Origin of the sequence: Tritonibacter scottomollicae (assembly GCF_032924845.1) — a bacterium.
Taxonomy (GTDB): Bacteria; Pseudomonadota; Alphaproteobacteria; order Rhodobacterales; family Rhodobacteraceae; genus Epibacterium; species Epibacterium scottomollicae.
Map to the genome: position 1 here is coordinate 2,918,985 of NZ_CP136704.1, position 25,085 is coordinate 2,944,069.

21 protein-coding genes are annotated in these 25,085 nt (G+C 61.1%); 10 read left to right on the forward strand and 11 right to left on the reverse strand.

Annotated elements, in window-relative coordinates; genetic code table 11:
* Nucleotides 1-75 precede the first annotated feature (75 nt).
* The gene (locus tag R1T40_RS14590) at nucleotides 76-534 is read left to right on the forward strand and encodes an Lrp/AsnC family transcriptional regulator (RefSeq protein WP_106164974.1); all 459 of its coding nucleotides are present in this window, start codon (nucleotides 76-78) and stop codon (nucleotides 532-534) included.
* A gap of 45 nt (nucleotides 535-579) precedes the next feature.
* On the opposite strand, the gene R1T40_RS14595 is transcribed toward R1T40_RS14590, so the two are convergent.
* The 7 genes from R1T40_RS14595 to R1T40_RS14625 form a co-directional block, all read right to left on the reverse strand.
* Nucleotides 580-2,463 carry a beta-N-acetylhexosaminidase gene (locus tag R1T40_RS14595; RefSeq protein WP_317384631.1) on the reverse strand — a complete coding sequence of 628 codons (1,884 nt, stop codon included), beginning with the start codon at nucleotides 2,461-2,463 and terminating at the stop codon, nucleotides 580-582.
* A 37-nt stretch (nucleotides 2,464-2,500) separates the two neighbouring features.
* On the reverse strand, nucleotides 2,501-2,956 hold the full coding sequence (locus R1T40_RS14600) for a GNAT family N-acetyltransferase (protein WP_317384632.1): 456 nt from the start codon (nucleotides 2,954-2,956) through the stop codon (nucleotides 2,501-2,503).
* Nucleotides 2,949-3,878: an ABC transporter ATP-binding protein gene (locus R1T40_RS14605; RefSeq protein ID WP_317384633.1), complete on the reverse strand. Its 930-nt coding sequence runs from the start codon at nucleotides 3,876-3,878 to the stop codon at nucleotides 2,949-2,951. The genes R1T40_RS14600 and R1T40_RS14605 overlap by 8 nt, the downstream gene beginning before the upstream one ends.
* Nucleotides 3,868-4,680 (reverse strand): ABC transporter ATP-binding protein, encoded by an 813-nt coding sequence (locus R1T40_RS14610; protein ID WP_317384634.1) that lies wholly within the window; start codon nucleotides 4,678-4,680, stop codon nucleotides 3,868-3,870. The genes R1T40_RS14605 and R1T40_RS14610 overlap by 11 nt, the downstream gene beginning before the upstream one ends.
* A complete protein-coding gene (locus tag R1T40_RS14615) occupies nucleotides 4,677-5,585 on the reverse strand; it encodes an ABC transporter permease (protein ID WP_317384635.1) in 909 nt (302 codons plus the stop codon). Before R1T40_RS14615 ends, R1T40_RS14610 begins: the two co-directional genes overlap by 4 nt.
* On the reverse strand, nucleotides 5,585-6,562 hold the full coding sequence (locus tag R1T40_RS14620; RefSeq protein ID WP_317384636.1) for an ABC transporter permease: 978 nt from the start codon (nucleotides 6,560-6,562) through the stop codon (nucleotides 5,585-5,587). The genes R1T40_RS14615 and R1T40_RS14620 overlap by 1 nt, the downstream gene beginning before the upstream one ends.
* A gap of 85 nt (nucleotides 6,563-6,647) precedes the next feature.
* Nucleotides 6,648-8,303: an ABC transporter substrate-binding protein gene (locus tag R1T40_RS14625; protein ID WP_317384637.1), complete on the reverse strand. Its 1,656-nt coding sequence runs from the start codon at nucleotides 8,301-8,303 to the stop codon at nucleotides 6,648-6,650.
* A 346-nt stretch (nucleotides 8,304-8,649) separates the two neighbouring features.
* Here R1T40_RS14625 and R1T40_RS14630 point away from each other — a divergent pair, with 346 nt between their 5' ends.
* Nucleotides 8,650-11,940, forward strand: coding sequence for a hybrid sensor histidine kinase/response regulator (locus tag R1T40_RS14630; RefSeq protein WP_317384638.1), 3,291 nt, complete (start codon nucleotides 8,650-8,652; stop codon nucleotides 11,938-11,940).
* Nucleotides 11,941-11,961: 21 nt separating this feature from the next.
* Here the strand turns inward: R1T40_RS14630 and R1T40_RS14635 are convergent, their stop codons facing one another.
* Entirely contained in the window at nucleotides 11,962-12,867 is a 906-nt protein-coding gene (locus R1T40_RS14635; RefSeq protein ID WP_317384639.1) for a MurR/RpiR family transcriptional regulator, read from the reverse strand.
* Between the two features lie 177 nt (nucleotides 12,868-13,044).
* Here R1T40_RS14635 and R1T40_RS14640 point away from each other — a divergent pair, with 177 nt between their 5' ends.
* From R1T40_RS14640 to R1T40_RS14670, 7 genes are all read left to right on the forward strand, one after another.
* On the forward strand, nucleotides 13,045-13,566 hold the full coding sequence (locus R1T40_RS14640; RefSeq protein ID WP_317384640.1) for a TRAP transporter small permease: 522 nt from the start codon (nucleotides 13,045-13,047) through the stop codon (nucleotides 13,564-13,566).
* Nucleotides 13,563-14,849 (forward strand): TRAP transporter large permease, encoded by a 1,287-nt coding sequence (locus tag R1T40_RS14645; protein ID WP_317384641.1) that lies wholly within the window; start codon nucleotides 13,563-13,565, stop codon nucleotides 14,847-14,849. The genes R1T40_RS14640 and R1T40_RS14645 overlap by 4 nt, the downstream gene beginning before the upstream one ends.
* Nucleotides 14,850-14,900: 51 nt before the next feature.
* Entirely contained in the window at nucleotides 14,901-15,944 is a 1,044-nt protein-coding gene (locus R1T40_RS14650; protein WP_317384642.1) for a TRAP transporter substrate-binding protein, read from the forward strand.
* Between the two features lie 65 nt (nucleotides 15,945-16,009).
* Complete coding sequence (locus R1T40_RS14655; RefSeq protein ID WP_317384643.1) at nucleotides 16,010-17,476, forward strand: M81 family metallopeptidase; 1,467 nt, start codon at nucleotides 16,010-16,012, stop codon at nucleotides 17,474-17,476.
* Nucleotides 17,476-18,531 (forward strand): D-TA family PLP-dependent enzyme, encoded by a 1,056-nt coding sequence (locus tag R1T40_RS14660; RefSeq protein ID WP_317384644.1) that lies wholly within the window; start codon nucleotides 17,476-17,478, stop codon nucleotides 18,529-18,531. The genes R1T40_RS14655 and R1T40_RS14660 overlap by 1 nt, the downstream gene beginning before the upstream one ends.
* On the forward strand, nucleotides 18,528-19,454 hold the full coding sequence (locus tag R1T40_RS14665; protein WP_317384645.1) for a sugar kinase: 927 nt from the start codon (nucleotides 18,528-18,530) through the stop codon (nucleotides 19,452-19,454). The genes R1T40_RS14660 and R1T40_RS14665 overlap by 4 nt, the downstream gene beginning before the upstream one ends.
* Before the next feature lie 26 nt (nucleotides 19,455-19,480).
* Nucleotides 19,481-19,870, forward strand: coding sequence for a RidA family protein (locus R1T40_RS14670; protein ID WP_106164902.1), 390 nt, complete (start codon nucleotides 19,481-19,483; stop codon nucleotides 19,868-19,870).
* 112 nt (nucleotides 19,871-19,982) lie between these two features.
* On the opposite strand, the gene R1T40_RS14675 is transcribed toward R1T40_RS14670, so the two are convergent.
* Nucleotides 19,983-20,828, reverse strand: a complete 846-nt coding sequence (locus tag R1T40_RS14675) for a flagellin N-terminal helical domain-containing protein (protein WP_106164901.1) — start codon at nucleotides 20,826-20,828, stop codon at nucleotides 19,983-19,985.
* A 703-nt stretch (nucleotides 20,829-21,531) separates the two neighbouring features.
* On the reverse strand, nucleotides 21,532-23,577 hold the full coding sequence (locus R1T40_RS14680; RefSeq protein ID WP_317384646.1) for an NADH:flavin oxidoreductase: 2,046 nt from the start codon (nucleotides 23,575-23,577) through the stop codon (nucleotides 21,532-21,534).
* Between the two features lie 93 nt (nucleotides 23,578-23,670).
* Between R1T40_RS14680 and R1T40_RS14685 the strand changes: the two genes are divergently transcribed.
* On the forward strand, nucleotides 23,671-24,291 hold the full coding sequence (locus R1T40_RS14685) for a TetR/AcrR family transcriptional regulator (protein WP_317384647.1): 621 nt from the start codon (nucleotides 23,671-23,673) through the stop codon (nucleotides 24,289-24,291).
* On the opposite strand, the gene R1T40_RS14690 is transcribed toward R1T40_RS14685, so the two are convergent.
* Complete coding sequence (locus R1T40_RS14690; protein WP_317384648.1) at nucleotides 24,288-25,079, reverse strand: pyrroline-5-carboxylate reductase family protein; 792 nt, start codon at nucleotides 25,077-25,079, stop codon at nucleotides 24,288-24,290. The two genes, R1T40_RS14685 and R1T40_RS14690, sit on opposite strands and share 4 nt — an antisense overlap.
* Between the last annotated feature and the right edge of the window lie 6 nt (nucleotides 25,080-25,085).

Consider the following 25,085-nt stretch of genomic DNA (forward strand, 5'->3'; position numbering starts at 1 on the left):
CCGCGTGAGGCGTTAGATTGCAAAAGATACCAACATCACCGATCATGTTAGCAGATTCTGCCAATGGACAGCAAAATGGACTCAAAAGATCGCCAGATTATCCGCGTGCTTCAAGCCAATGGTCGGATGACCAATCAGGACCTGGCTGAGGCAGTGAGCCTCTCACCCTCGCCCTGCCTGCGCCGGGTCAGGAACCTTGAGGCCGCCGGTGTGATCCGGGGGTATAGCGCCGATGTGGACGCGCGGGCCTATGGGCTGCCGATCACGGTGTTTGTCCGCGTCAAGCTGGAACGCCACAATGAGGAGGACGTGAAGAATTTTGAGCGCCGCGTTCATATGATCGACGAGGTTCTGGAGTGTCACATCCTGACAGGGGCCACGGATTACCAACTGCGGGTGGTGGTGGCAGATCTGGACGCCTACGAGGATTTCATCCGCAACCGCATCCACCCGATCGGTGGTATTGCCTCGATTGACACCAGCTTTGTCTACAGCACGGTGAAGAACACGTCGGTCTTTCCAAGGCTGGGATAGAAGCGGCCCCGGAGTATACCCGAGGCCGCTGATCTGTTTGGTGGCTCAGAGGCGCGGCATCAGACCCGCGAGCGCTGTGAACCTGTCATAGTCCTTGTTTTCCGCTGCGCTCCACCCGGCCTCGGCAATGGCGCTGAGACGTGGGAAGATCATGTGGTTGCGGCGTGCCATCGTGGTCAGGTGTTCGCTCCAGACGCAAGCCTGAACACCCTTCAAACGCCCATTTAGAGCCGCATCCCCATTGTCGGCCTCAAACGAATAGGTCTTGTCGAGCGGGGTGAACCCGGCCCAGCTGGCCCCCGGCGCATACCAAGCATCCGACAGCGCCATATCGAGGTAATAGGCCTGTCCCGGCGTGCTGACCACGTCATAGCCGTCTTTCGCCAGCTCAGCGGTTTTCTCGATCGTGGTCCAGGCAAACAGCAGACTGTGCTCTGGATCGAGACCACCGCCATGGGCGACCTCTTCCCACCCGCCAAGCTTGCGACCAAGACCGATGAGGAAGTTCTGAATGTGGCGCAGGAAATAGGCTTGCAGTTCAGGAGTGTCCTTCAAGCCGGTTTCGCGCATCATGGCTTGTGCCTTGGGCGATTGCATCCATGCGCCCTCAGCCACCTCGTCACCGCCCACATGCACGACCTCAAACGGGAAGATTTCGCAAACCTCGGCCAGCACGGTCTCGGCGAAAACATACGATCCCTCAATGGCCGGGTTCAGCGCGTTGTTGCCAAAGCCCTGCACCGACCAGTAGCTCTCGGGTTCTTCTTGATCGACGAGGTCCGGCAAGGCGCCCAGTACAGAGGCGCAGTGACCCGGCACGTCGATTTCCGGCATGACCTCGACGCCGAAGCGGGCCGCATGTTTCACCACCTGTCGCGCCTCGTCCTGTGTGTAGTACCCACCCTGCCCGGTCATGTCGGGGCCAAGCTGCGGCAGCACCGGCAGGTCCATCCCGGTATGTGCGGCGGTCTCGGTGAGTTGCGGGTAGGCCTTGATCTCCAGCCGCCAGCCTTCGTCATCGGTCAGATGCCAGTGGAAGCGGTTCATCTTGTGCCACGCCAGAATGTCCACGTAGCGCAGCACCTGATCGAGCGGGTAGAACTGGCGCGAGACATCCAGATGCGCGCCGCGCCATCCGTGGCGGGGGGCATCCTCGATCTTACCACTGCGGGGAACACCATAACGCGCAGGCTCCGCATGGGCATTGGTCAGCACCTGCGCCAGCGTAATCAGGCCGTAAAACAGCCCCTGCCCTGCGCCATGATGCAGGGTAGTTTTTCCGTCTTGCCACGCGATCCGGTAGGCGTCCTCGCCCAGCGTCTGGTCCGCCTCAACACTCAGCTTCGGGACGTCGTCCTTGGCGATCAGCACGAACGGTACGGGGGCCAGTGGATGCAGGCGCCGGGTCAGCTCCGCCACCTGTGACACCGACTGCATCACTGCGATATCATCGGACTGAAGAACCAGATGCACGGGCGCCGTGGCGCACCACTCAGCGATGGAAACCTGTTGAGGTTCAGGCAGAATTCCACAAGTGAGAGCCGCATTCTGTGATGCATTTGTATCTGCAACCGCCGCTGAGGCCTGCAGGTCACCCGCGAAAGCCGGGACAAGGGTTCCGTCCTCCAGCAGGACACCGCCAGATTTCGGTCCCTCATTGGAATGCAACGCCGGGCGGGTAAGGTTGAACTCGGTGAACCGCCATGTCTCACCCGGCTGCAGGACAAAGCCCTCGTCAGAGGCGTATTCGTGAAAGTTCGCCTGCCGCCGTATCAGTCGCGCACCCGTGCAGCGCGAGGGGCGCAGGCAGCGCGTCAGGGTGGCGTAGACAAGGCGCGGATTTGCAACCGGAGTGTCGCCACAATTGGTCAGCGCGAACTCCATCGCGCCCTCTTCGGCGTGCCACAGGCTGTCGAGGTGGAAATGCATTTGGGATGATCCTGTTGATTGTATGTGTCAGAGGATTTTAGACAAGGGCGCGCGCGAATACGCCCTCATCAGAGGCCGGGATCGCCACCGCGCCGCAGACCTGTTGATAAAACTCGACCGGCCCGGCCTGCCCGATGATGCCATAGGCAAATCCGTCGTCACGAAGGCGGTGCAGTGCAGCCAGAAGGAGCGCCTTTCCAAGGCCCTTGCCACGGGCCTCCGGGTCAACGCCGGTGGGGCCAAAGAAACCGCGGCAGGTGACGTCATAGCAGGCAAAACCCAAGAGGCGTTTGCCTTCGGTCGCGATCAGGACCCGCGCGGGGCGCGCCGCCAATGCGACCGTGCATTCATCCACCCATTTGGGGCTGAAGTGACGCGCCACGAACTCCAGCAGGATATGCGATTCAAACGGCAGCGCGGGGCGAATTGCTATGCCTTCGGGCAGGCCTGGGACAGGGGGCAACCGATAAAGCGGCACCAGCATATCAGGCATGAGCGACCTCCGCGTGTTCTGCTATGACGTGGCCGGGAGTGATTTCCCGCAAGGCACGGACCGGATGGGCGCTTTCTTCGCGCACCCGCCGCGCCAAGGATGCAAATCCCGCATCACTGCCCGTGAGCCGCAGTGTCGGATCGGGAACAGCCGCGCGCAGGAGCTTGGTATAGTCGTGCTGGGGCGCACCAACGACCTGCGCGGTTGGACCTTTCTCGACCACCTGACCGCGAAACATCACCGCCGTGTCCTCGGCCAGATACTCTGCCGTGGCGATATCATGCGTGATGTAGAGGATCGAAAGCCCTCGATCATCCTTCAGCCGCTGCATCAGCCCGAGGATGGACTTACGGATCGACACATCGAGCATTGAGGTCGGCTCATCCGCCACGATCAGGCGTGCCTTGACCGCCAATGCGCGGGCGAAATTCACCCGCTGGCGCTGCCCGCCCGAAAGCTCATGCGGGAACTTCGACGGCGTCGAGACCGGGTCCAGTTCCACATCCTCGAGGATCATGCGCAGGGCGGTTTCGGGATCAGCTTCGGGCTGATGCAGAGACAGGGCGCGCAGCAGATGATGGCGAATGGTATGCGCGGGGTTAAGCGCCGAGAACGGGTCCTGAAACACCATCTGCACCGCCTGACGATAGCGCATCTGATCGGCGCGCGCGGTCAGCTCCGCGATATCCTGTCCCTCGAACAGAATACGTCCCGAGGTCGGTGTATGGTGGCCCACGATCGTCCGGCCCACGGTGCTCTTGCCCGACCCGCTTTCCCCCACCAGTGCCAGTGCGCGGCCCGGCATTAGGTCAAGCGAGACATTGCGCAGCGCCTTTACTTCGGTTGCACGACCAAAGACCGGGCGCAGGGTGAAAGTCTTGCTGAGCGCATCGAGGCTCAGAATTGGGGTATCAGACAGCATGGGCGACTCCTTCCGGGCGCTTTGCGAGGAGCGGCATCGCGTCCCACAGGCTGCGGGTATAGTCATGACTGGGGTTCGTGACGATTTGCGCAGCGGTTCCGATTTCCACAATGTCACCCGCGCGCATGATGCCGATCCGATTGGAGATCTGCGCCATCAGCGCGATGTCGTGGGTGATGAACAGGACGGAAAAGCCGAGTTTATCCTTGAGCCGCAGTACCTCCTGCAGGATTTCGCGCTGCACCACCACGTCGAGCGCGGTTGTCGGCTCGTCCATGATGATCAGCTTAGGCTGCAAAGTCAGCGCCAGCGCCAAGGCCACCCGCTGCCGCATCCCGCCAGAGAGCTGATGCGGATGGGCATGCATGCGATCAGCGGGGATGCCGACCATCTCCAGCATTTCAGCGGTGCGATCCATCGCATCTGCCTTGGTGATCGGCCCATGCGCCCTGAGCATGTCATAGAACTGACGGAAGATCGTCATCACCGGGCTTAGGGAATTCATCGCGCTTTGAAACACCATGGAAACTTCTGACCAACGCCAGGCCCGCAGCTGCGTATCGGTAAAGGACAACACGTCGCGCCCCTCGAACCGGATATGCCCCTTGCGCACCAGCGCGGGCGGCTTGTGCAGGCGCATCAGCGCGTAGGCCACCGTGCTTTTGCCGCAGCCGGACTCGCCTGCAAGGCCCAGGATTTCGTTCTGGCGGATCTCGAAGGAGATATCGCGCACAGCGGTAAAGGGCTCACCAGCGGTCAGGTAATCCACCCGCAGCCCGTCGACTGTTAACAGATCACTCATTGGTTTGCCTCCTGCATCCGCTGGCGCAACAGGCGTTTTTCGATCCGCAGCGCCTTGGCGACGTTGCCAAGGGTACGCATGCGCGGGTTTGCGATCTCGTCCACGCCGAAGTTCATCAGCGACAGGCCGATGCCAATCAGAACGATGGCACCGCAGGGGGCCAGAACCTCCCACCAGCCGCCGACCATGATCGCCGAAGCGGTCTGCGCATTGTAGAGCATGGTGCCCCAGGACAGTGCCAAGGGGCTGCCAAGGCCGAGGAATTCGAGCGTCGCCTCGGTGATGATGGTGAAAATGACAGAGCCGATGAAGTTGAAGCCGATGATCGACAGAAGGTTTGGCAGCATCTCAACCAGGATCATCCGCCATGTGGGCTCGCCGATCATTGCAGAGGCCTGGATGAAGTCGCGGGTCTTCAGGGACATCGCCTGCGCGCGGGTGACCCGTGCGCCCCAGGCCCAGGACGTGAGGCCGATGATGAGTGCAATCGCCCAGGGCCCGACCTGCCCGAGGAAGGCGGCAAGCACCAGCAGAAGTGGCAATTGCGGCAGCACCAGCACCACATTGGTGAAGAAGTTGAGCACGTCATCCACCAGACCACCGAAGTAGGCGGCGGTGATACCGATGAAAGTGCCGATGGCAGTCACGATCAGACCCGCGACAATCCCCACCATGAGCGAGGTGCGCGTGCCCCAGATCAACTGGCTGAACACATCGCGGCCCATGCGGGTGGTGCCCAGCCAATGCTCCGCCGAGGGCGCCTGATGCGGCCGCCCGACGCGGGCGATGGGATCAAAGGGCGCGATCAGCGGGGCAACCAGTGCGATCAGCACATAAGCCAGCACAATGGTCAGACCGATGGCCGCCTTGCGGTTGCGCAGAAAGGTACGAAGGAGATCTTGCATCAGGCCCTCTTCAGTCTGGGATCAAGGAAGACATAGGCCAGGTCGACCGCGAGATTCGCGAGCAGCATGGCAAGTGTCATGATGAGGAGTTGGCCCTGGATCAGCGGGAAATCACGCCCGACGATGCCGAGGTACAGGAGGTTGCCGACGCCCGGGTAGTTGAACACAACCTCTGTGATCAGCGAACCGCCGAACAGCGCGCCAAAGCTCAGCGCCAGCGCGGTGACCGAGGGCAGCAGCGCGTTGCGCGCCGCATAGGCATAGCGCACGCGGGCGTCGCTCAGCCCCTTGGCTTCGGCCATGGCGAGGTAGTCTTCGCCCAGCTGGCCGATCATGTTGTTGCGCATGGTGATCAGGTAGCCCCCGACCAAGACCACGCTCAGCGTCACCACCGGCAGGAAGCCATGATAGGCGACGGAGGAGAAGAACTCCCAGCTGAAGGCAGGGTCCAGTTTGGGGTCAAACGCATAGGAGGTCGGAAACACGCGGTTGCGGACCGACAGGAAGTAAAGCCCGCAGAGCGCCACCACCACCGAGGGCACCGATTGCAGCGCCAGCGCCGTGGGCGAGGCGATCGCATCCGTAAGCTGCCCACGCCGCCAAGCCGCCAGAATGCCCAGCAAGGTCCCGACGGAGAAGGAAATCAGCAGCGCCGCGCCGGTCAGGAGCAGCGTCCAGGGCAGTGCCTGCATCAGCACGTCGGTGACGGGCATTGGATAGAACTTGATCGACAGACCAAAGTCCCAGGTGAAGATCGACCCGAGATAGGAAAAGTACTGTTCGTGAAGCGGCGCGTCGATGAAGCCGAAGGTGGCCATCAGCGCTTCACGGGCCTCGGGTGCAATCATGCCGCCGGAGTTAGCCAGCATGATGTCCGCCGGATTGCCGGGCAACATCCGGGGGATCATGAAGTTGAAGGTCGCGGCCACCAAAAAGGCAACGGCATAAAAGCCGAGCCGCTTCAAAAGAAAACGCATCAGGTCAAACCATCTGTCGAAAGGGGGAGATCGGCACAAAAAGGGGACCGCCCGCTCGGGGAGCGGTCCCAAGTTCGGGGAGGAATTATTCCACCGGACGCAGCGCCAGCAGGTGCATCAGTCGGGCCGGGTTGGTCTTGTGGGCCACCGGGTTTGCCACCGGGTTTTCGGCACTGAAGAAACCGGTAAAGCGCTTGGTGTTGTACTGATACCAACGCGGATTGTTGAAGACATAGGCCAGCGGCATCTCTTCACCGACGATCTTCTGTACGTCCGCCATGATCGCCATCTGCTTTTCGGTATCGCTGGTCTGGGTGAACGCATCCAACAAATCGCTCAGCTCCTCATTATAATAGCGCGAGGCCGCGAAGCGTGATTTTGCCTGGTTAATCTCGTGCAGGGAGTCGAGATACTGGTTGAACGGCGTCGCACCGACACGGACGGAATTGATCGCCATGTCATAGTCGCCCTTGATCAGCTTTTCGGTCCAGATCGCAGACTCGGGTGTCGAGACATTTGCCTTGATCCCTGCCGCATTCAGACCTTCGACCGCGATCTGGCTGCTGTTGACCCAGTCGGTCCAGCCATTGGGCACGATCACCTCGATGTCGATCTGCTCGCCCGCGGGGGTTTCGACGAACCCGTCGCCGTCGATGTCCTCAAAGCCAGCCTCGGCCAAAAGGGCGCGCGCGCCTTCAACGTCATATTGGGTGAAGCCACCGAACTTATCTTCGACCTCGGGATTGTTCCAGGAGTGGAAGGCCCGGCCAAGACCAGACGGGTATTGGTTGATCGTGGGGTAGCCGTAACCCGCAATTTCCACCATGGCCTCGCGATCAAAGGACATCGACACGGCACGGCGGAAATCGACGTTGTTGAACGCCGCACTGTCACCGGCATCAGGAGCTTCGAAGTTCATGTAGAAGGCCACCAGAGAGCCACCGGGCAGCCAGTATCTATGATGCTCCGGATCCTTGGCGACAAAGGTATTCTCGATATCCGGCAAGAAAGACCCCATCCAGTCCAGCTCGCCATTGGCCGCAGCGGCCAGCGCCTGATCGTTGTTGGCAATTTGCGGGAACCGCATGCAGTCGACTTTGAGGCTCTCGGCATCCCAGTAGTTGTCGTTGCGGCACTGGATATATTCCTGCGGCGTAAAGCGGCGGATTTCAGTCAGTGGGCCGGACCCGACAGGATCGGGGTTGGTGAAGGTCACCGGATCCGCGATGTCGCTCCAGATATGCTCGGGGACGATCGGCACGCGAACGATCTGATACATGGCCTGACTGGAGGGGGTGGACAGGTTGAACTGCACGGTTTGGTCGTCGATTTTCTCCACGCTGGAGAGCATATTCGACATCCCCACGCTATCGAGCGCAACATTGTTCAGCGCCAATTCAAACGAGTTGACCACGTCATCTGCGGAGAAAGCCTCGCCATCGGACCATTCCACGCCTTCGCGCAGGGTCACGGTGATGGTGCTGAGGTCATCGGAATACTCAAAGGCGGTCGCCAGACGATAGATCGGCTTGCCGCCATCCAATGCGTTGAAAATGATCAGCGGCTCGTACATGAAATGCATGACGGACGGCGCGGCAGTTGTCTGGTTGAACGGGTTGAAGTTCTTCACCCAGGCGGTGACCTGTTCGGGCAGCGCGCTGACGACGGTTTCTTCCGCCTGAACGGCTGTTGTCCAAAGCGCAACCGAGGCCAGAAGCCCGGCGGTAGCTGTAAATTTCATTATCAATTTCTCCCTGTGGTGGCGGGTTTGCCCCGCCTCGTGTCATCCCGTCAACGTCCGCCCTCTGGCGACCGGAACACATCAAAGCGCCCAGTCTCCTCCCGAGCGCTTGGGACGTCCCACAATGAAGTCCACGCGGCCGCCTCAATGGTACCCGAAAAATCGGAAATTTCGTCAAAAGAGGGCGGCCGGTCTCTACGCAATCTAAAATAGTTCATGTCTATCAATATGCTATGGGATACCAAGAACTGCGCCACTCTGCGCCACACTCACTCCGTGCCCTTGCTTCGAGCAGAAGCAAATCGCAGGATCGCCCGCAGACAAAACCAGAAAAACCGGAGTCATCGTGCCTCTTCAGGGAATCCGCGCCCGCCTGTTGTTGACGTTCCTGCTGGCTTCAGTCCTGCCGCTGACGCTTGGCGGGCTGGTGTTCTACCGTCTGGTGAACCAGACGATCGCCACCGAGACGTTTCAGAAGGTGGCCTTTGTACGCGACGCCAAGGCAAGCGAGATCACGCAGTACATGACATATGCGGTCAGGCAGGCAGAGAACCTCGCGCAATCGGCCAACGTGCGCTACTCGGTGGGGGAGTTCTATGGCTTCAGTCATGCGCTGCGACAGCTTGCAGACACGCCGGAGGATGCCGGGCGTCAACTGCGCAACATATTCGGAATTGATGGCCCTGCCCCGCCGCCCTCTGGCGTCGGAAGCGAGGATCGGTTGCTGCGCGAGGCGCTGGAATATTCCAACACGCACCGCCGGTTTCATGCAGGGTTTCTGGATTTTCTGAACGAAGCGGAATTCGACAATCTCTACCTCGCAGATCGCAATGGCCAGGTGGTCTATTCCGTAGAGAAGGACCGTTATCTGGGACGCCTCCTCGATCCGGAGATGGCAGGCCTGGGACAAGCCTACAGCCGCGCAGTGAGCCAGGCCGGTTTTGACCCGGTGTTTCAGGATTACGCGCGCGACGGAATGACAGGCGAGCTTTCGGCCTATCTGGCCGTTCCTGTGCGCCTGCATGGTCGCCATAAGGGGGCAATGATCCTGCGGATGCCGCCCAACAGCCTGCAAAGTCTGATGACCAAGAGCACAACCGCGCTGACAGTCATCTCTACCGGCGGAACCGTCATCGCCTCCAGCGGCACCCCGGCGCCGGGCGCGCCGATCGTGGTGCCCGAGGCGATGACGGGGGCCGATGGGGTCACGGTGCTGGACGCCGGCCTGTCAGGAACCCCCTCCCTGTCGGCTTGGCGCGTGCTGGAAGCGCCATTTCCGACCTGGACGTTGATCGCCGAAGCGGACAAGGATGCGGCGTTTGAGACCAGCAGCCGCCTGCGAAATGCACTGCTGCTGATCGGGACGGTGGCCGTTACTGGGCTGGGGATATTGTCGCTGTTGTTTTCCAACGCCCTGACCCGGCCCGTGCGGCGCATGTCCGAAGCTGCCAGCGCCGTGGCCACCGGCAGCCTGAACGAAGCGCTGCCGGAATATGATCACCCGGTTGAATACGCCCGCCTCTCCCGTGCCGTGAACCAGATGCGCCGCGCCCTGCGCGATCAGTTGGACATGATCCGCGACAAGAACGCAGAACTGCAGGAAAACCTGCGTCAGATCGGCGAAAAGAACGCCAAGCTGGAAGAGGCCGACAGGATGAAGGACCGGTTTCTGGCCAATACCTCTCATGAGCTGCGGACACCGCTGAACGGCATCATCGGCATACTGGAAACGCTCGAAGGCGGGGCCATGGGCGACATGCTGCCCGCGCAGGCAAGCCAGCTGCGCCTGATCACCTTCAGCGCGCGCAGGCTGTCGCGACTGGTAGACGATCTGTTGGACATCTACCGCATCCGCGAGGGTCGTATGCGGCTCGATATGCAGCCGGTGGACGTGTCGCACGCGCTGCGCAATGTGCTGCATCTGTTGCAACCCACCTTCCAGATAGACCCTGCAAAGTTTCATCTGGATCTGCCCTCAGATCTGCCCGCCGTCACCGCCGACCCGGTGCGATTTGAACAGATCCTGTTCAACCTGTTGTCCAACGCCGTAAAATATGGGGGTGGCAGCACTGTCGAGATTACCGCGACACCGCGCGACGATGGTCAGCTCGCCGTTGCAATTCGCGACCACGGCCCCGGCATCGCCTCCGACAGTATGGAGCGGATCTTTCACCCGCTCGAACAGCTCACGCCGGATGGGTCCGGGCAGGCCACCGGAACCGGACTGGGCCTGACGATCGCCCGCCACCTCGCGGCGCTCATGTCCGGCAGTATCGAGGTGGCCAGCACACCGGGCGAAGGGGCGGTGTTTCGGGCAATACTGCCGATTTCCGATCTACCCGCCGCCTCGGTGTCCGAGGATTGGGCGCCAACGGCGATTGCGCCGCCGCTAGAGTTCAGTTCCGATCCAGACAGAGCCGCCCCTGTCACGAATGAGGGCGCACCGGTGATCCTGGCTGTGGATGACGAACCGATCAATTTGCAGGTCTTGCAGAACGTCCTGCACCCACAGGGCTATCGCGTCACCACGGCCAGCAACGGGTCGGATGCCCTGCGGAGCGTTGCACAATCCCGCCCTGACCTCATCGTGCTGGACGTGATGATGGCAGGGTTGAGCGGCCTGGATGTGGCACGCAACCTGCGGCGGCGGCATGGGCTGCACGAGCTACCGATCATCCTGCTGACCGCACGCGGGCGCACCAGCGACATGCTGGCCGGGTTCGAGGCGGGGGCGAACGACTATGTGGTGAAGCCTTTCGTCAAGGACGAGCTGCTGAGCCGGATCCGGACTTTACTGGAGGCCAGCCACGCGCGCAGCCGTGCCGTGGAAAACCGCGAACTGAAAGAGGAGATCGAACGCCGCATCCAGATCGAAGACGCTCTGCGCCTGTCCCAGCGCCGTATGACCCAGCTGCTCGACACGCTGGAGGACGGGCTGATGTGCATCAATGCGCGCGGCGTTGTGACCTATGCCAACGAGGCGGCACAGCAGGTCCTAGACCGGCGCGTGACTGTGAACCGCAGCCGCCTGCACGAGGTACTGCCACCGGAGATCCTTGCGCCGCTGGAACAGACCGAGGTTGAGGATGAGCCGATCCATATGACACTCAGCCTGCGTGGACAGCCCCATCAGATCAGCCTGTTTGCGATGCTGCCCGAAGCCGGTGGCGGGCGGGCCGTCCTGTTCAGCCAGTCGGACAGTCCCCGCGCGCAATTCGTGCATTCGCTGCGGGATGTGGTCGACACATCGCTGCCCTCCCTGATTTCCGATGAGACCCAAGCGGATGCCGCCACTGCACCCGGTGATACCTACCGGGACATGATCGTGGAGTTGATGTCAGACTCGCTCGAGATCTGGAGTGCGGCAACCGGCAAGGGCAAGATCGACTTTGCCGAGACCAGTGGCATCTGGCGCGTCAACCTCGACAAGACCTCGCTGCAGACGCGGACACTGGACAAATATCTGCTGATCGAGACCCTGCCTGACAATCCCCGCTGGCGCGACGTGTTGAAAACAGCGAGCTTTGTGCTCGCGCTGGACGCACGTGAGACGGCAGACGAGGATCTGAAGACCCGCTTCGCCGAGCTGGAGACACGCCTCGAGGAGTTCCGCGCCCTGATTGCCCAGCGGGGCTGAGCGAAGAATCCCGCTGGGCCTTTAGTCGCCCAGCGGCTGTGGTCCGGTGCGCCCGTGATACGCGGTGAGCGAGGCGCGGATGCGGCGCAGGTTTTCCGTCGTGGCCTCGTTTCGGAGCTGCGCCACCGACATCGCCAGCGCATCGACGATCACCAGATGCGCATAACGCGAGGCGGTCGGTTTCAGGATGTCCGGATCCTCGGGCAGGTCGGCTTCGATCACGACGGTGGCCTCCTGCGCCAGACGGCTGTCGGGGCGGGTGATCGCGATGACAGTGGCGCCATAGCCGCCCGCGACACCAGCCGCACTGACGATCTCGCCGGCCTCGCCACTGGTGGACACAAGCAGCAACACATCGCCCTTGCCCAACGTCGCCGCACGCATCTGCAACAGATAGCTATCGGACACCGCAACAGCCGGGATGCCCAACCGAAACAGCCGGCTGGCCGCTTCCTGCGCCACCATTGTGGAGCCGCCACCCACGCCAGCCACAACGATCTGCCCGGCGGTCGCCACGGCCTGCACCGCCGCGTCGAGGCGCTCTGGATCGAGCTGTTGGCGCATGACATTCACGGTCGCATAGAGAGCGCCCAGCACCTGATCGACGGCGTTGACGCTCCCCTCCTGCGCGTCCCTCTGGCTGGGCGCGAGATATTGCAGGCTGACCGCTAAGTTCTGCGCCAAGCGCAATTTGAAGTCGCGGAACCCGTCACAGCCCATCGTTCGGCAAAACCGCACAACGGTTGGGGTGCTGACACCGCAGGCCCCCGCCAGCTCCGCGATGGTCATGCTCGAAATATCCTCAAGATGCGCCGCGACGAAATCCGCGACCTTCTGCTCCCTGGCTGCAAATTGACCGTGCAACTGTCGCAGGTTGGAGATCAGGTCCACAGCGCCCTGCGCCGGGCTGGATTCGACTGTCGGCATCTGTAACTCCTGAAGACCTCTCCGTGATTCTGTACCTAAGATACATTTTGACGTCAAACATACGCCGGCTTTTTCCTGAAATCTTCGATATTTGTACTTTGGTAACAGAAATAACTTGACCGAACGACGACGGAACCGTGAATATGTACCTTAATTACAAAATGCAGGGAGGCGCTCATGCTTGGGGATATCGCAGATCGGATCAGCCGACAGCTCAATCGGGGAACCGAAGTCATCCTTGCTGCGCTGATGGTGGCGCTGGTGCTCGACGTCTGGATCGGCGTCGTGGATCGCTACTTCTTTCACTGGCAACTGCCCTGGCCCGAGGTGCTGGCCCGTTACCTGATGATCTGGGCCGCGATGCTGGCGGTGTCCTCGGGCATCGCACGGCGCGAACACATCGGCCTGACGGCGGTGCTCTTGAACCTGCCTGCCCCACTGCGCCGCGCCATGCTGATCGGGATCGACCTGATGACATTTACGCTGTTCTTCTACGTACTGTGGTTCGGCATCGGCTTCGCCGAAAGCGGCGCCAAACGTCAGGCGATGATCCTCGGCGCGACGCTGCAACCTTTCTACGCGGCGATCCCGACCGCCGCAGCTTTGGCCTGCGTGCAAGTGGTGCTGGTGATGGTCCGCGATATGGGCCGCCAGCTCGACCTGCCCGACACCCCCTCTGAAGAAGGAGCAGGCGCATGATCGTCGGCCTCTGTTTTGTCCTGCTCCTCGCCGTTGGCATGCCGATCGGCTTTGCCATTGGCCTTGCGGGCGTCATCGGGATTTTCACCATGGGCGGCGGCACCACGTTCCTCGCCATTGGTCCCAGCAAGATCTTCAACGGGCTCAATATTTTTCCCTTCCTCGCCATGCCGTTCTTCATTCTGGCGGGCGAGATCATGAACAGCACGGGCATCACCGGACGGTTGGTGAAACTGGCAGAGGTGCTGGTGGGCCGCTTCAGGGGCGGGCTGGCGCACACAAACATGCTGGCCTCGGTGTTCTTCGCCGGGCTCACTGGATCTGCCACCGCCGATGCCGCCGCCTTTGGCCGCACGCTGGTGCCCGCGATGGTGAAGCAGGGCTACAAACGCGACTACGCCTGCGCGGTCACCGCGGCCGGGTCGATCATCGGGCCGACGATTCCTCCTTCGGGGCTGATGGTGGTCTACGGCTCGCTGATGGGGGTCTCGATCGGCGGATTGTTCGCGGCAGGGCTGCTGCCCGGCCTGGTGATTTGCGCCGTCTGCATGAGCGTAATCGCCATCGGCGGCAAACGCGAGAACCTGCCCAAAGCCGAACGCGGCGCCACATTGGGCGAAATCTGGCAGACCTTCCTGTCATCGATCACCGCGCTTTTGATGCCAATCATCATCCTCGGCGGCATCCTTGGCGGCATCGTCACCCCGACCGAGGCTGCCTCCATCGCCGTGGCCTATGCGCTGTTCATCGGCTTCTTCGTCTATCGCACACTGACCTTCCGCGAACTCTATGCGATGCTGGTGCGCACTGCGCGTATCACTGGCGTGATCTTTGTCATCATCGCCTTTGCCGGCATCCTAGGCTGGTGGATGAGCTTTGAGCGTATCCCGCAGGCCATCGCCAGCACCGTGCTGGGGCTGTCGGACAACCCCTATGCCATCATCGCCATCATCATCTGCATTCTGCTGGTGGTCGGCATGGTGATGGATATCACCGCGATCCTGATCATCCTCGGCCCGGTCCTCGTGCCGCTCACCGAACAGATCGGACTGGAGCCCATCCACGCGGGCATCATCTTTGTACTGGCACTCAACATCTCATTGATGACGCCACCCGTAGGGGCTTGCCTCTTCGTTCTGTCCTCGGTGACCGGCGAGAAGCTGGAGCGCATTTCAGTGAAGCTCGCCCCGTTCCTGATCGCCGAAGTGATCATCCTTTTCCTATTCGCATTCTGGGAGGACGCGGCCTTGCTGCTGCCGCGTGCGCTCGGATTTGCCCCCTGATCGGGGGGCCCAACCACCAAAAAAAACCAATCCAACAGTGAGGAAAATCAAATGAACACAGCATTGAAAACGGCTGCCATCGGCGCACTGGCCGCCCTGACCGCAAGCTCCGCGATGGCGGGTGGCACCATCCGCTTTGGACATGACAACAAGACCGATCCGTTTGAAAACCCGGCCCATGCCTGTACGGCCGTGTTCCAGAACATCGTGACCGCCGACACCAATGGCAGCGTCACGGTCGAGGTCTTTGGCTCCAACCAGCTTGGCACTGCCGCAGAACATGTGCAGCAGGTGCGGGATGGCGTGATCCAGGCGACTCTGACCTCCACCGGCGCGCTGGCCAGCTATTACCCGCGCATCGACGTGCTGAACCTGCCGTTTGCCTTCGCCAACAACGCCTCCACCTATTCCGTCTTTGACGGCGAGTTCGGCGAAACATTGGCGGCCGACATCGAAGATGCGCTGGGTGACGTTGTGGTGCTGGGCTTTCCCGACACCGGAGGCTTCTTTGCCGTCACCAACTCGCAGCGTCAGATCGCAAACCTTGAGGATTTCGACGGCATCCGCATCCGCACCATGACCTTGCCGAGCCATCAGAAAATCGTGCAGGCGCTGGGGGCCGAGGCCTATCCGCTCAGCTGGGGTGAGGTTTATTCCGGTCTGCAGACCGGCGTGATCGACGGTCAAATGAACCCGGTGCCGATCATCTCCTTTGCGAATTTCGCCGAGGTGCAAAAGCACATGACGCTGACCAATCACCTGTTCTCGCCCTACACCTTCATGGTCAACAAGGCCTTCTACGAGGGTCTGACCGAAGCGGAGCAGAACACCCTGCACGCCGCCGCCGAAAGCTGCGTCACCGCCAGCCGCGGTCTGTCGCGCATCATCGAGGCCTCGGATCGCGGTCTGGCAGGTCTGATGGACAAGATCGAAGTGACCGCCCTGTCCGCAGACCAACGCGCCGCGATGGCCGGTGCCACTCAGCCCGCGTTTGAGGCCCATGTGGCGGAGAACCTCGACGCCAAGGCGGGCGAGTTGCTGACGCTCTTCAAATCCGAAGTCGGGAAGGCCAACGACGCCTCTTACCTCGACTAACGGTCCCCGTCCGGGGCGCGAGTATTGACGCGCGCCCCGGAACCCAAATTTCAAGGATATGCCCCATGCGCGTTTTCTGCGCTTCTCTTGCCACCGAAACTAACACCTTCTCGCCGCTGCGCACCGATTTCTCTGATTTTGCGCAGAGCTTTTACGCGCCGCCGGGAGAACACCCAGACACCCCGACACTGTGTTCGGCGGTATTTCCGGCCTTGCGGCGGCGGGCGAAGGACGAAGGTTTCACCCTGATCGAGGGCACCGCCACATGGGCGGAACCCGGCGGGATGGTGAGCGCGGCAACCTGGGAGCATCTTCGCGATGAGGTCCTGAGCCAGTTGAAGGCCGCCCTGCCCGTCGATGCGGTGGTATTGGGCCTGCATGGCGCTATGATCGCGGACGGCTGCGTCGATTGCGAAGGCGAACTGATCGCGTCCGCCCGCGCATTGGCGGGACCGGATGCCAAGATCGGCGTGAGCTTTGATCCGCACAGCCACCTGAGCGCGAAACGCGTCGAGAACGCCGATATCATTACCGTATTCAAAGAATTCCCCCACACCGATTTTGTAGAGGCGGGCGAGGCCTGCGTCGACCTGACCCTGCGCGCTGTACGGGGTGAGATCGCGCCGCGGATCTCTGTTTTCGACGTGCGCATGATGGATGTTCTGCCCACCAGCATCCAGCCGATGCGCGGTTTTGTGGACAAGATCATGAGCTTGGAAGAGCGGGGCGACATCCTGTCGGGCTCTGTCATCCATGGCTTCATGGCCGGCGACAGTCCTGACCTGGGCGCAAAAGTTGTTGTCATTACTGATAATGACGCAGCACGCGGCGATCAGCTTGCACGTGATCTGGGTATGGAGCTTTTTGGATTTCGTGGCCGCACTAAACCGGACTTTCTGCCCCCCGCCGAGGCGCTTCGGCGTGCGGATGCGAGTGACAGGATGCCCGTGGTGGTGGCGGATGTCTGGGACAATCCCGGCGGCGGGGTCGCTGGCGACTCCACGATCCTGCTGCAGGAAGCCCTGAACCAGAACCTTGGCGGTGTGGCGTTGGGGACCATCTGGGATCCGATGGCGGTGCGCCTGTGTTTTGCCGCTGGTGAGGGCGCAGAATTGGACTTGCGGTTTGGCGGCAAGACCTCCGCCCACGCGGGCGCGCCGATTGATGCCAAGGTCACCGTCACGCGGCTGCAACGCGACGCGGTACAAAGCTTCGGCACCTCGGTGGTTCCCCTCGGTGACTGCGCCGTGATCCGTATCGGGGATCTGGACATCGTGCTGAACACCAATCGCAGCCAGACGTTTTCGCCGGATCTCTTCACCAATCTCGGCATCGACATTGCGAAAAAGCGCATCGTGATCGTGAAATCCACCAACCACTTTCACGGGGCCTTTGCGCCGGTCGCTGGAGAGATCCTCTACGCGGCCGTTGATGGCCCTTATCCAAACAATCCGGTCCATACGGACTACACGCACCTGACCCGTGCGCTCTGGCCGCGTGTCGATGCCCCACATGCAGAGGAGCGCGCCTGATGAACCTGCCCCTGGACACCCCCGCCGTTCTGGTCGATCTGGATATTGCCGAGGCCAATGTCCGCGCGTTCCAGAGCTATTGCGACAGCCACGGACTGCAACTTCGCCCCCATATCAAAACGCACAAACTGCCGCGTCTGGCAAAGTTTCAGGTGCAGCAAGGTGCGATCGGCATCACCTGCCAGAAGATCACCGAAGCAGAAGCCATGGTTGCAAATGGCGATATTCACGATGTCCTGCTGACGTACAACATCCTTGGTCGTGAAAAAGTCGCGCGACTGCGCGCCCTGTCAGATCGCGTTCGTCTGTCGGTCGTCGCGGACAACATAACCGTGGCGCAGGGACTGAGTGACGGTTTTGCGGATGCGGCAACGCCCCTGCCAGTGTTGGTGGAATGCAATACCGGCGCGGATCGGTGTGGTGTGGCCACCCCGGCGGCGGCGGCGGCATTGGCGCAAGCGATCAAGGATTTGCCAGGCCTGCAGTTTGCCGGGCTGATGACCTACCCGCCTGCGGGCGCCGCAACTGCCGTGACAACATGGCTCGCGGAAGCCAAGGACCTGATCGAGACCACGGACCTGACCGTAGATGTGATTTCCTCTGGCGGTTCCCCCGATATGTGGCGCGCGCATGAAATGCCGATGGCAACTGAATACCGGATCGGAACCTATATCTATAACGACCGCTCCTTGGTGACACGTGGCACATGCCAATGGTCCGATTGTGCGCTGACGGTGCTGGCCACGGTGGTGTCGACGCCGACTGAAACCCGCGCGGTGATCGACGCGGGATCAAAGGTACTGACCTCGGACCTCCTCGGGCTGGACGGTTTTGGTCATGTGCTTGGGCACCCAGATCTGACAATCGACCAGCTGAGCGAGGAGCATGGCCGCATCGTCAGCGATGCCCCCACCGGGCTTTCTGTCGGCGACCAGCTGCGGATCGTGCCAAACCATGCCTGCGTCGTCGCCAACATGCTCGAGCATGTCACGTTGCTGCGCGGAGACAAGATCTTGGGTCCAGAACCCGTTGCTGCAAGAGGGCAGGTCTGGTGAGCGCGGCGCAGATCCTCTGCCTCGGCGAACCGCTGGTCGAGTTCAATCAAACACCCGAGGGTCAGTTCGCCATGGGGTTTGGCGGTGATGTGTCCAACGTGGCGATCTCTGCGGCACGGCACGGGGCCAATGCAGGGCTGATCACACGTGTCGGCACTGATCCCTTCGGCGCGGCACTATGCGGCCTCTGGACCGACGAAGGCGTCTCAACCGCCAATGTTACCGAGGCGCAAGGCGAGGAAACCGGCGTCTATTTTGTGACCCATGACACGGATGGCCACCATTTCACCTACCGCCGCACAGGTTCAGCCGCGAGCCACCTTGCACCTGATGACTTGCCTCGGGATGCCTTGCAGTCCTGCCCGATGTTTTACGCCTCCGGTATCAGCCTCGCAGTCTCTGACAGCATGCGGGCTGCGGTCGTTGCAGCCGCCGAGGCCACCCGGACTGCAGGTGGCGTGTTCGCCTTTGACCCCAACCTGCGCGTTGCGCTTTGGCCGCTAGAGGTTGCACGGGAGGTGACCCACAGCGTGATGGCCGCCTGTGACATCGCACTTCCCGGTCTGGATGATGCGCGACAACTGACCGGGCTGCAGCCCCCGGAGGAGATTGTCAGGTTTTATCACGACCTCGGCCCCCGCATCGTGGCGCTGACACTGGGCGCAGACGGGGTGCTGATCTCTGTCGACGGCGACATGCGTACCCTTCCCGGGCATCGCGTCGACGCCAAGGACGCCACCGGGGCCGGAGACTGTTTCAACGGCGCATTCTTGGCAAACCTGCTGGACACGCAAGACCCGTTTGCAGCTGCGGAACACGCGAATATGGCGGCGGCGATTTCGACAACTGGTTACGGCGCAGTAGCTCCCATTCCAACCGTTTCCCACACACGCAGCGCGCTGAACGCTGCGTGGCAAAGTTAACCTTTCCAACTATCAGGAGATATCCCATGACCATCGAACGTATCGGCGCAGAGCGCACCGGCGCAGGCGGACAGAACCTGCCGTTTTCCCCAGCAACCCGCGCAGGTGATTTCGTGTTCATTTCCGGCCAGGTTGCCATGAAAGAAAGCGGCGAAATCGAACCCGGCGGCATCGAGGCACAGACCAAACGCACCATGGAAAATGTAATTGCGGTATTGGCAAAGGCAGGTTGCACCTTGGACGACGTGGCCAAGGTCAACGTCTGGCTGGATGATCCGCGCGATTTCTGGACGTTCAACCGCGTCTATGCCAGCTATTTTCCGAATGGTGCCCCGTCCCGCTCGACTGTCCGTTCGCAACTGATGGTCGATGCGAAGATCGAAATTGACGTCACAGCCTACAAACCACTGGGCTGATCTGACCTATGCCAGAGACGGTCGGAGCACGATCTCAAGTGCGACGGTCAAAACGAACAACAGGGGCGCAAATTGCGCCCCTGTTTTGCGATATTCAGTAGGGTTCAGGCTGTTACTGGAACAGCTGCAACAGGGCCTGCGGCGCCTGGTTGGCAATGCCGAGCGACTGAACTGCCAGTTCCTGCTGGGTCTGTAGCGCCGAAAGTCGGGCCGAGGCTTCCTCCATATTGGTGTCCGTCATCGTGGAAACACCAAGCGTCATCGAATCCACCAGGTCAGTGACGAAAAGCTGCTGATCGGCGATTCGCGCGGATGCCGCCCCCAGCTCAGCCGCACCGGAAATTGCGGTTTGCAGGTAGTCTTCGATTTCGGTCAGCGCGGACGCCGCAGTGGCGGTATCGGTGATGGTTGTCAGGCTTGTGCCGAGGTTCAAGCTGGCCTCAAAGCCTTGCGCAGCAATCGTGATATCCACGGATGTCACGGTCCCGCCAGCACCCACACGGTCTAGCGATGCCAGAATACCCATTTCGGTTGCGGTGCCGTCAATGGTGTCAGCCAGCAGGTTTGCACCGTTGAACTGAGCTGCGGAAATAATCGACTCGATCTGGTCAACTTTGGAGTCAATGTCTGTCTGGATCTTGTCGTGGCTGACGTTTTCCGCCTGAGCCGACACGATCAGCTCTTTGATCTCGACCAGCTTCTCAACGATCTGTTCCGCACCGGCAGAGGCAACGGCAACCGTCGCATCACCCATCGCCAGACCTTCCTCGATCGCTTCGAAGCTGGCGATATCCGATTCCATGGTCTTGGAAATCGCCCAAACCGCAGCGTTATCTTTTGCGGTACCGATTTCCTTACCGGTGGAAATTCCGTTCTGAGTTTCGGTGAGGTTCATGTTCACAGACTGCAGCGTCTGCAGGGCGACCATAGCACCATTGTTTGTCAAAATGCTGGACATAGCATGAGTTCCTTTGAGCAAGGAGCACTTTGGCCCCGATATATTCCCTTGCCCCGTTATGGGGTTTCTCTCTCGTCTTTCTGAACGTGCGGGGCGCTTCGGCCACCACAACCAACTCAATAAGATGCAAGCCAACTTTTGCCGTGAGGATGCTAATGAAGAGCTAAAATGTCCGTGTATATTTATAAAATGCGAGTCAAATTGAGGCCTTCGCAGCCGCAAATCGTCGGGTTTCCGTGTGCGCCATGACGCCTTTCAAGGCCGGGGCCACGCCTCCTCAAGTTGATTAAAACTGACAAAGCACTCTTAGAATTACCAGAATCGCCTCGCGCCTGTTGAGCGCCTTCGGCATTGAGTTCACAGAGCGCCCCGCTGGATGCAGGCTGCCGACAGCTCTGATGCGGCTTGCCCTTCTGATCGCGAAGTCATTCGGCACAAATTGGCGCAAATGTTTCGCCTAGTTTTCAGAGAAATAGGCACATCAATTGGTTGACCGACTCATCTTTATGAAGCGGCGACACGATACCGACGCAGGGGTTTTCCCGTTTCATCCGCGCAAATAGAATCGTCAGACCGAGACCTTTGGGAGTTCCGGTTCCCCGACGCACACCGCGCGCGAAATCTCCGCGCGGGCGAAACGGCAGCCTAAAAAGCGTTCACGACATATCTGTCAGATGTGTGGAACCCAACCTTCGTGCGTCCGTCAGAGGTCTTTCACCAAACGGAGGGCGTCATAGATCGCCGCATGTGTGTTGCGGGCAGAAACTGCGTCGCCGATGCGGAACAGCTGGAAGCTGCCATCCGGGTGACGCTCCAGCTGCTGTGGCCCCCCGGCGATCAGCGCGTCCTGGTCCACCGCGCCGCCATTGCGGCTGTGGGGGCGCAACGCGTGATACAGATCGTCATTGGGCAATGTGCCGTAGTTCACCACCACCTGATCGTAGCTCTGCTCCGTGCTGTGATCGCTGTAGTCCGTGCCGATGGTGGCCCGCAACTCGTTGCCCTGACGCTGCACATCCAGCAGGCGGCGGGTGACAGTGAACGTCACATCCTTGTCCTGCAGCGCACGCATGTAAGGCACCAGATTCATCGCCATGATGTCAGGCGCAAAGGTCCGATCAGGGGTCATGACTTCGACCTGAGCCCCCGCCGCAGCCGCCACTTCTGCGGCCTGCAATCCGGGGTGGTCGCCGCTTTCGTCGTAGATCAGCACGCGGCCCGCCGGTTTCACGTCCCCCGCGATCAGATCCCAAGCGCTGACCACATGCGCGGCCTCATGTCCTGTCTCAAACAGTTCCAGATTGGGCAGGCCTCCGGTGGCGATGATAATCACATCCGGTTTTTCCGCCAGCACATCCTCTTCCTCAGCCCAGGTATTAAAGTGGAATTGGACGTCCCGCGCCGCACATTGCGCCATGCGCCAGTCGATGATGGAGATCATCTCGCGGCGGCGCGGAGATTGCGCGGTCAGACGGATCTGGCCGCCGGGATCGGGCTGCGCCTCAAAGACCACGACCTTATGACCGCGCTCAGAGGCCACCCGCGCAGCCTCCAAACCCGCAGGGCCTGCACCCACGATCACGACTTTCTTTGATGCCTCGGCAGGTGTAATCTCGTGCGGCATCGTCAGCTCGCGTCCGGTTGCGGCGTTGTGGATGCACAGCGCATCGCCCGCCTGATAGATCCGGTCCAGACAATAGGTGGCCCCCACACAAGGGCGGATGTCGTCCTCGCGCCCCTCGCGGATTTTTTTCACCACATGCGGGTCGGCCATGTGTGCCCGCGTCATCCCCACCATATCCAACAGCCCCGCCTGCACCGCGTGGCGCGCGGTGGCGACATCCGGGATGCGCGCTGCGTGAAACACCGGCAGGTCCGTTTCCTGTTTGACCCGGCCTGTAAAATCCAGATGCGGCGCGGATTTCATACCTTGTACCGGGATCACATCGGTCATCGCCGGATCGGTATGGATGCGCCCCCGGATCACATTGAGGAAATCCACCTGCCCCGTCGCGCTCAGGATACGGGTGATGTCCAGCCCTTCCTCTGTGGTGATGCCGCCCTTTTGCACCTCATCCGCTGTGAACCGCATACCCACAATGAACGCGTCCCCCACCCGCTTGCGAATGGCCGAGAGCACATCCATCGGGAACCGCAAACGGTTCTCCAAAGTATCCGCCCCATAAGGGCCGCTCAGATCATTGGTCAGCGGTGACCAGAACTGATCGATCAGATGGCCATAGGCCTGCAACTCGATCCCATCCATGCCCCCGGCCTTCATGCGTTCGGCGGCATCGGCGAAATCCGTAATGATGCGCTCGATGTCCCAGTCCTCGACAAGCTTGGGAAAGGCCCGGTGCGCCGGTTCGCGGTGCCGTGACGAGGACACCGACGGCAGCCAATCCCCTTTGTTCCACCCCGTGCGTCGGCCCAGATGCGTCAGCTGGATCATCACTGCGCAGCCGTGTTCATGGCAGCCTTCCGTCAGGTCGGTGATCCACGGCACCACCTCGTCCTTGTAGGCGAGGATGTTGTTGAACACCGGCGGGCTGTCCTTGGAAACCGCTGCAGACCCCGCCGTCATCGCCAGTGCTACTCCGGCCTTTGCGCGCTCCGCATGATAGGCGCGATAGCGCGCCTTGGGCATGCCATCCTCCGGGTAGGCCGGTTCATGACTGGTGGTCATGATACGGTTGCGAAGGGTCAGATGCTTCAGCTGAAAGGGCTGCAAAAGCGGATCGTGTGACATGGCGCTGCCTCGTGGACTCAGGTGACTTGACACAAGTGTAAAGACAGCCTGCATCCAGATTGACACATGTGTCAATTGTTTTAGAGTGCGCTCATGTCCAAACCCACCTCCCCTCGCCCGCGTGGCTCGCGCGACCTCTGGCTCGATGCCGCGCTTGATCTCTTGGTCTCAAGTGGGATCGACGCGGTGAAAATCATGCCGCTGGCCCGCGCCGTGGATCAAACGCGCACGGGGTTTTACTGGTATTTCAAGGATCTCGGCGCACTGCATGACGCCATGGTTGAGACATGGGAAGCCCGCAATACTGGCCAGATACAGGCCCGCTGCGAGGCCCCGGCGAAGACCATCAACACAGCCCTGTTCAACCTGATGGACTGCTGGCTCAACCCGACCCTGTTTGATGCCCGCCTCGATCTGGCGATCCGCAACTGGGCGCGCAACGACGCCACACTGGCGGGGCGGCTTGATGCGGCGGATAATGCCCGCATCGCCGCCGTGCACGACATGTTCCTGCGCTTTGGCTACAGCAGGGAACAGGCCGACGTCAGAAGCCTTACGGTCATCTACACGCAGGTGGGCTATCTCTCGATGGAGGTCGAAGAGGACCCTGTCGCGCGCGTGAACCGCGTACCGCATTACGTGGAGATGTTTTCAGGCCAGCCCCCGACACAGGCGGAAATCGCAGCGTTCATGGCGCGCCATACGTCGGGCTAGCCAATGGTACGGCAGCGGGCGACGGCGGCGTCCAGCCCTTTTTCTAGCTCTGCGCCAATGTCTGATCCACGCAGCACCTCCAGCCCCGCAGCCGTGGTGCCTGCGTAGTCGATCATTTCCTGCACATGATCGGTGGGGCGGGCATCGCCTGTCGCCATCATCTGCCCGGAACCGAGGAACAACTGCCGCACCGCCTTGTCGGCGACCTCGGGCGGCAGGCCCTTGGCCAGGGCATAATCCGCCATCACTTCGGCAAAATAGGCGACAAAACCCGGCACCGGCCCGGTCATCGCGGTGAAAACGTCCAGATGCGCCTCCTGCGTGATCCGGTCCGTGCTGCCGCAGGCCTCAAACAGTGCCGTGGCAAAGGCGCGATCCGCATCCGACGTGGCCTCTGTCGCAACCCAGGGCGAATAGGCAAGCCGCTCTGCCGCCGCCGGGCTGCTCATGGCGCGAATGACCCGCGTCGCCCCGGTCAATTCGGAAATCCGGTTGATCGTGATCCCCGCCATGACGGAGATCACCAGTTTGTCTCTGAGGTCCAGCGACAGTGTGCCCATCGCCGCAGGTGGCACGCACAACAGCACCACGTCCGAGGCCGCAATCAGGGCTGTCGTGTCCGTGGTGATGCTCAGCCCCGGATGATCGGAGAACCCGTCAAGCTGCCCGGACCGCGACGCCACCCAGATCCGCTCCTCCGCGACCGTCTGCGCCTGCACAACCGCACGCAGGATCGCACTGCCCAGCATGCCCGTCCCTCCGATGATACCGAATGTCTGGTCTGCCATGGCACT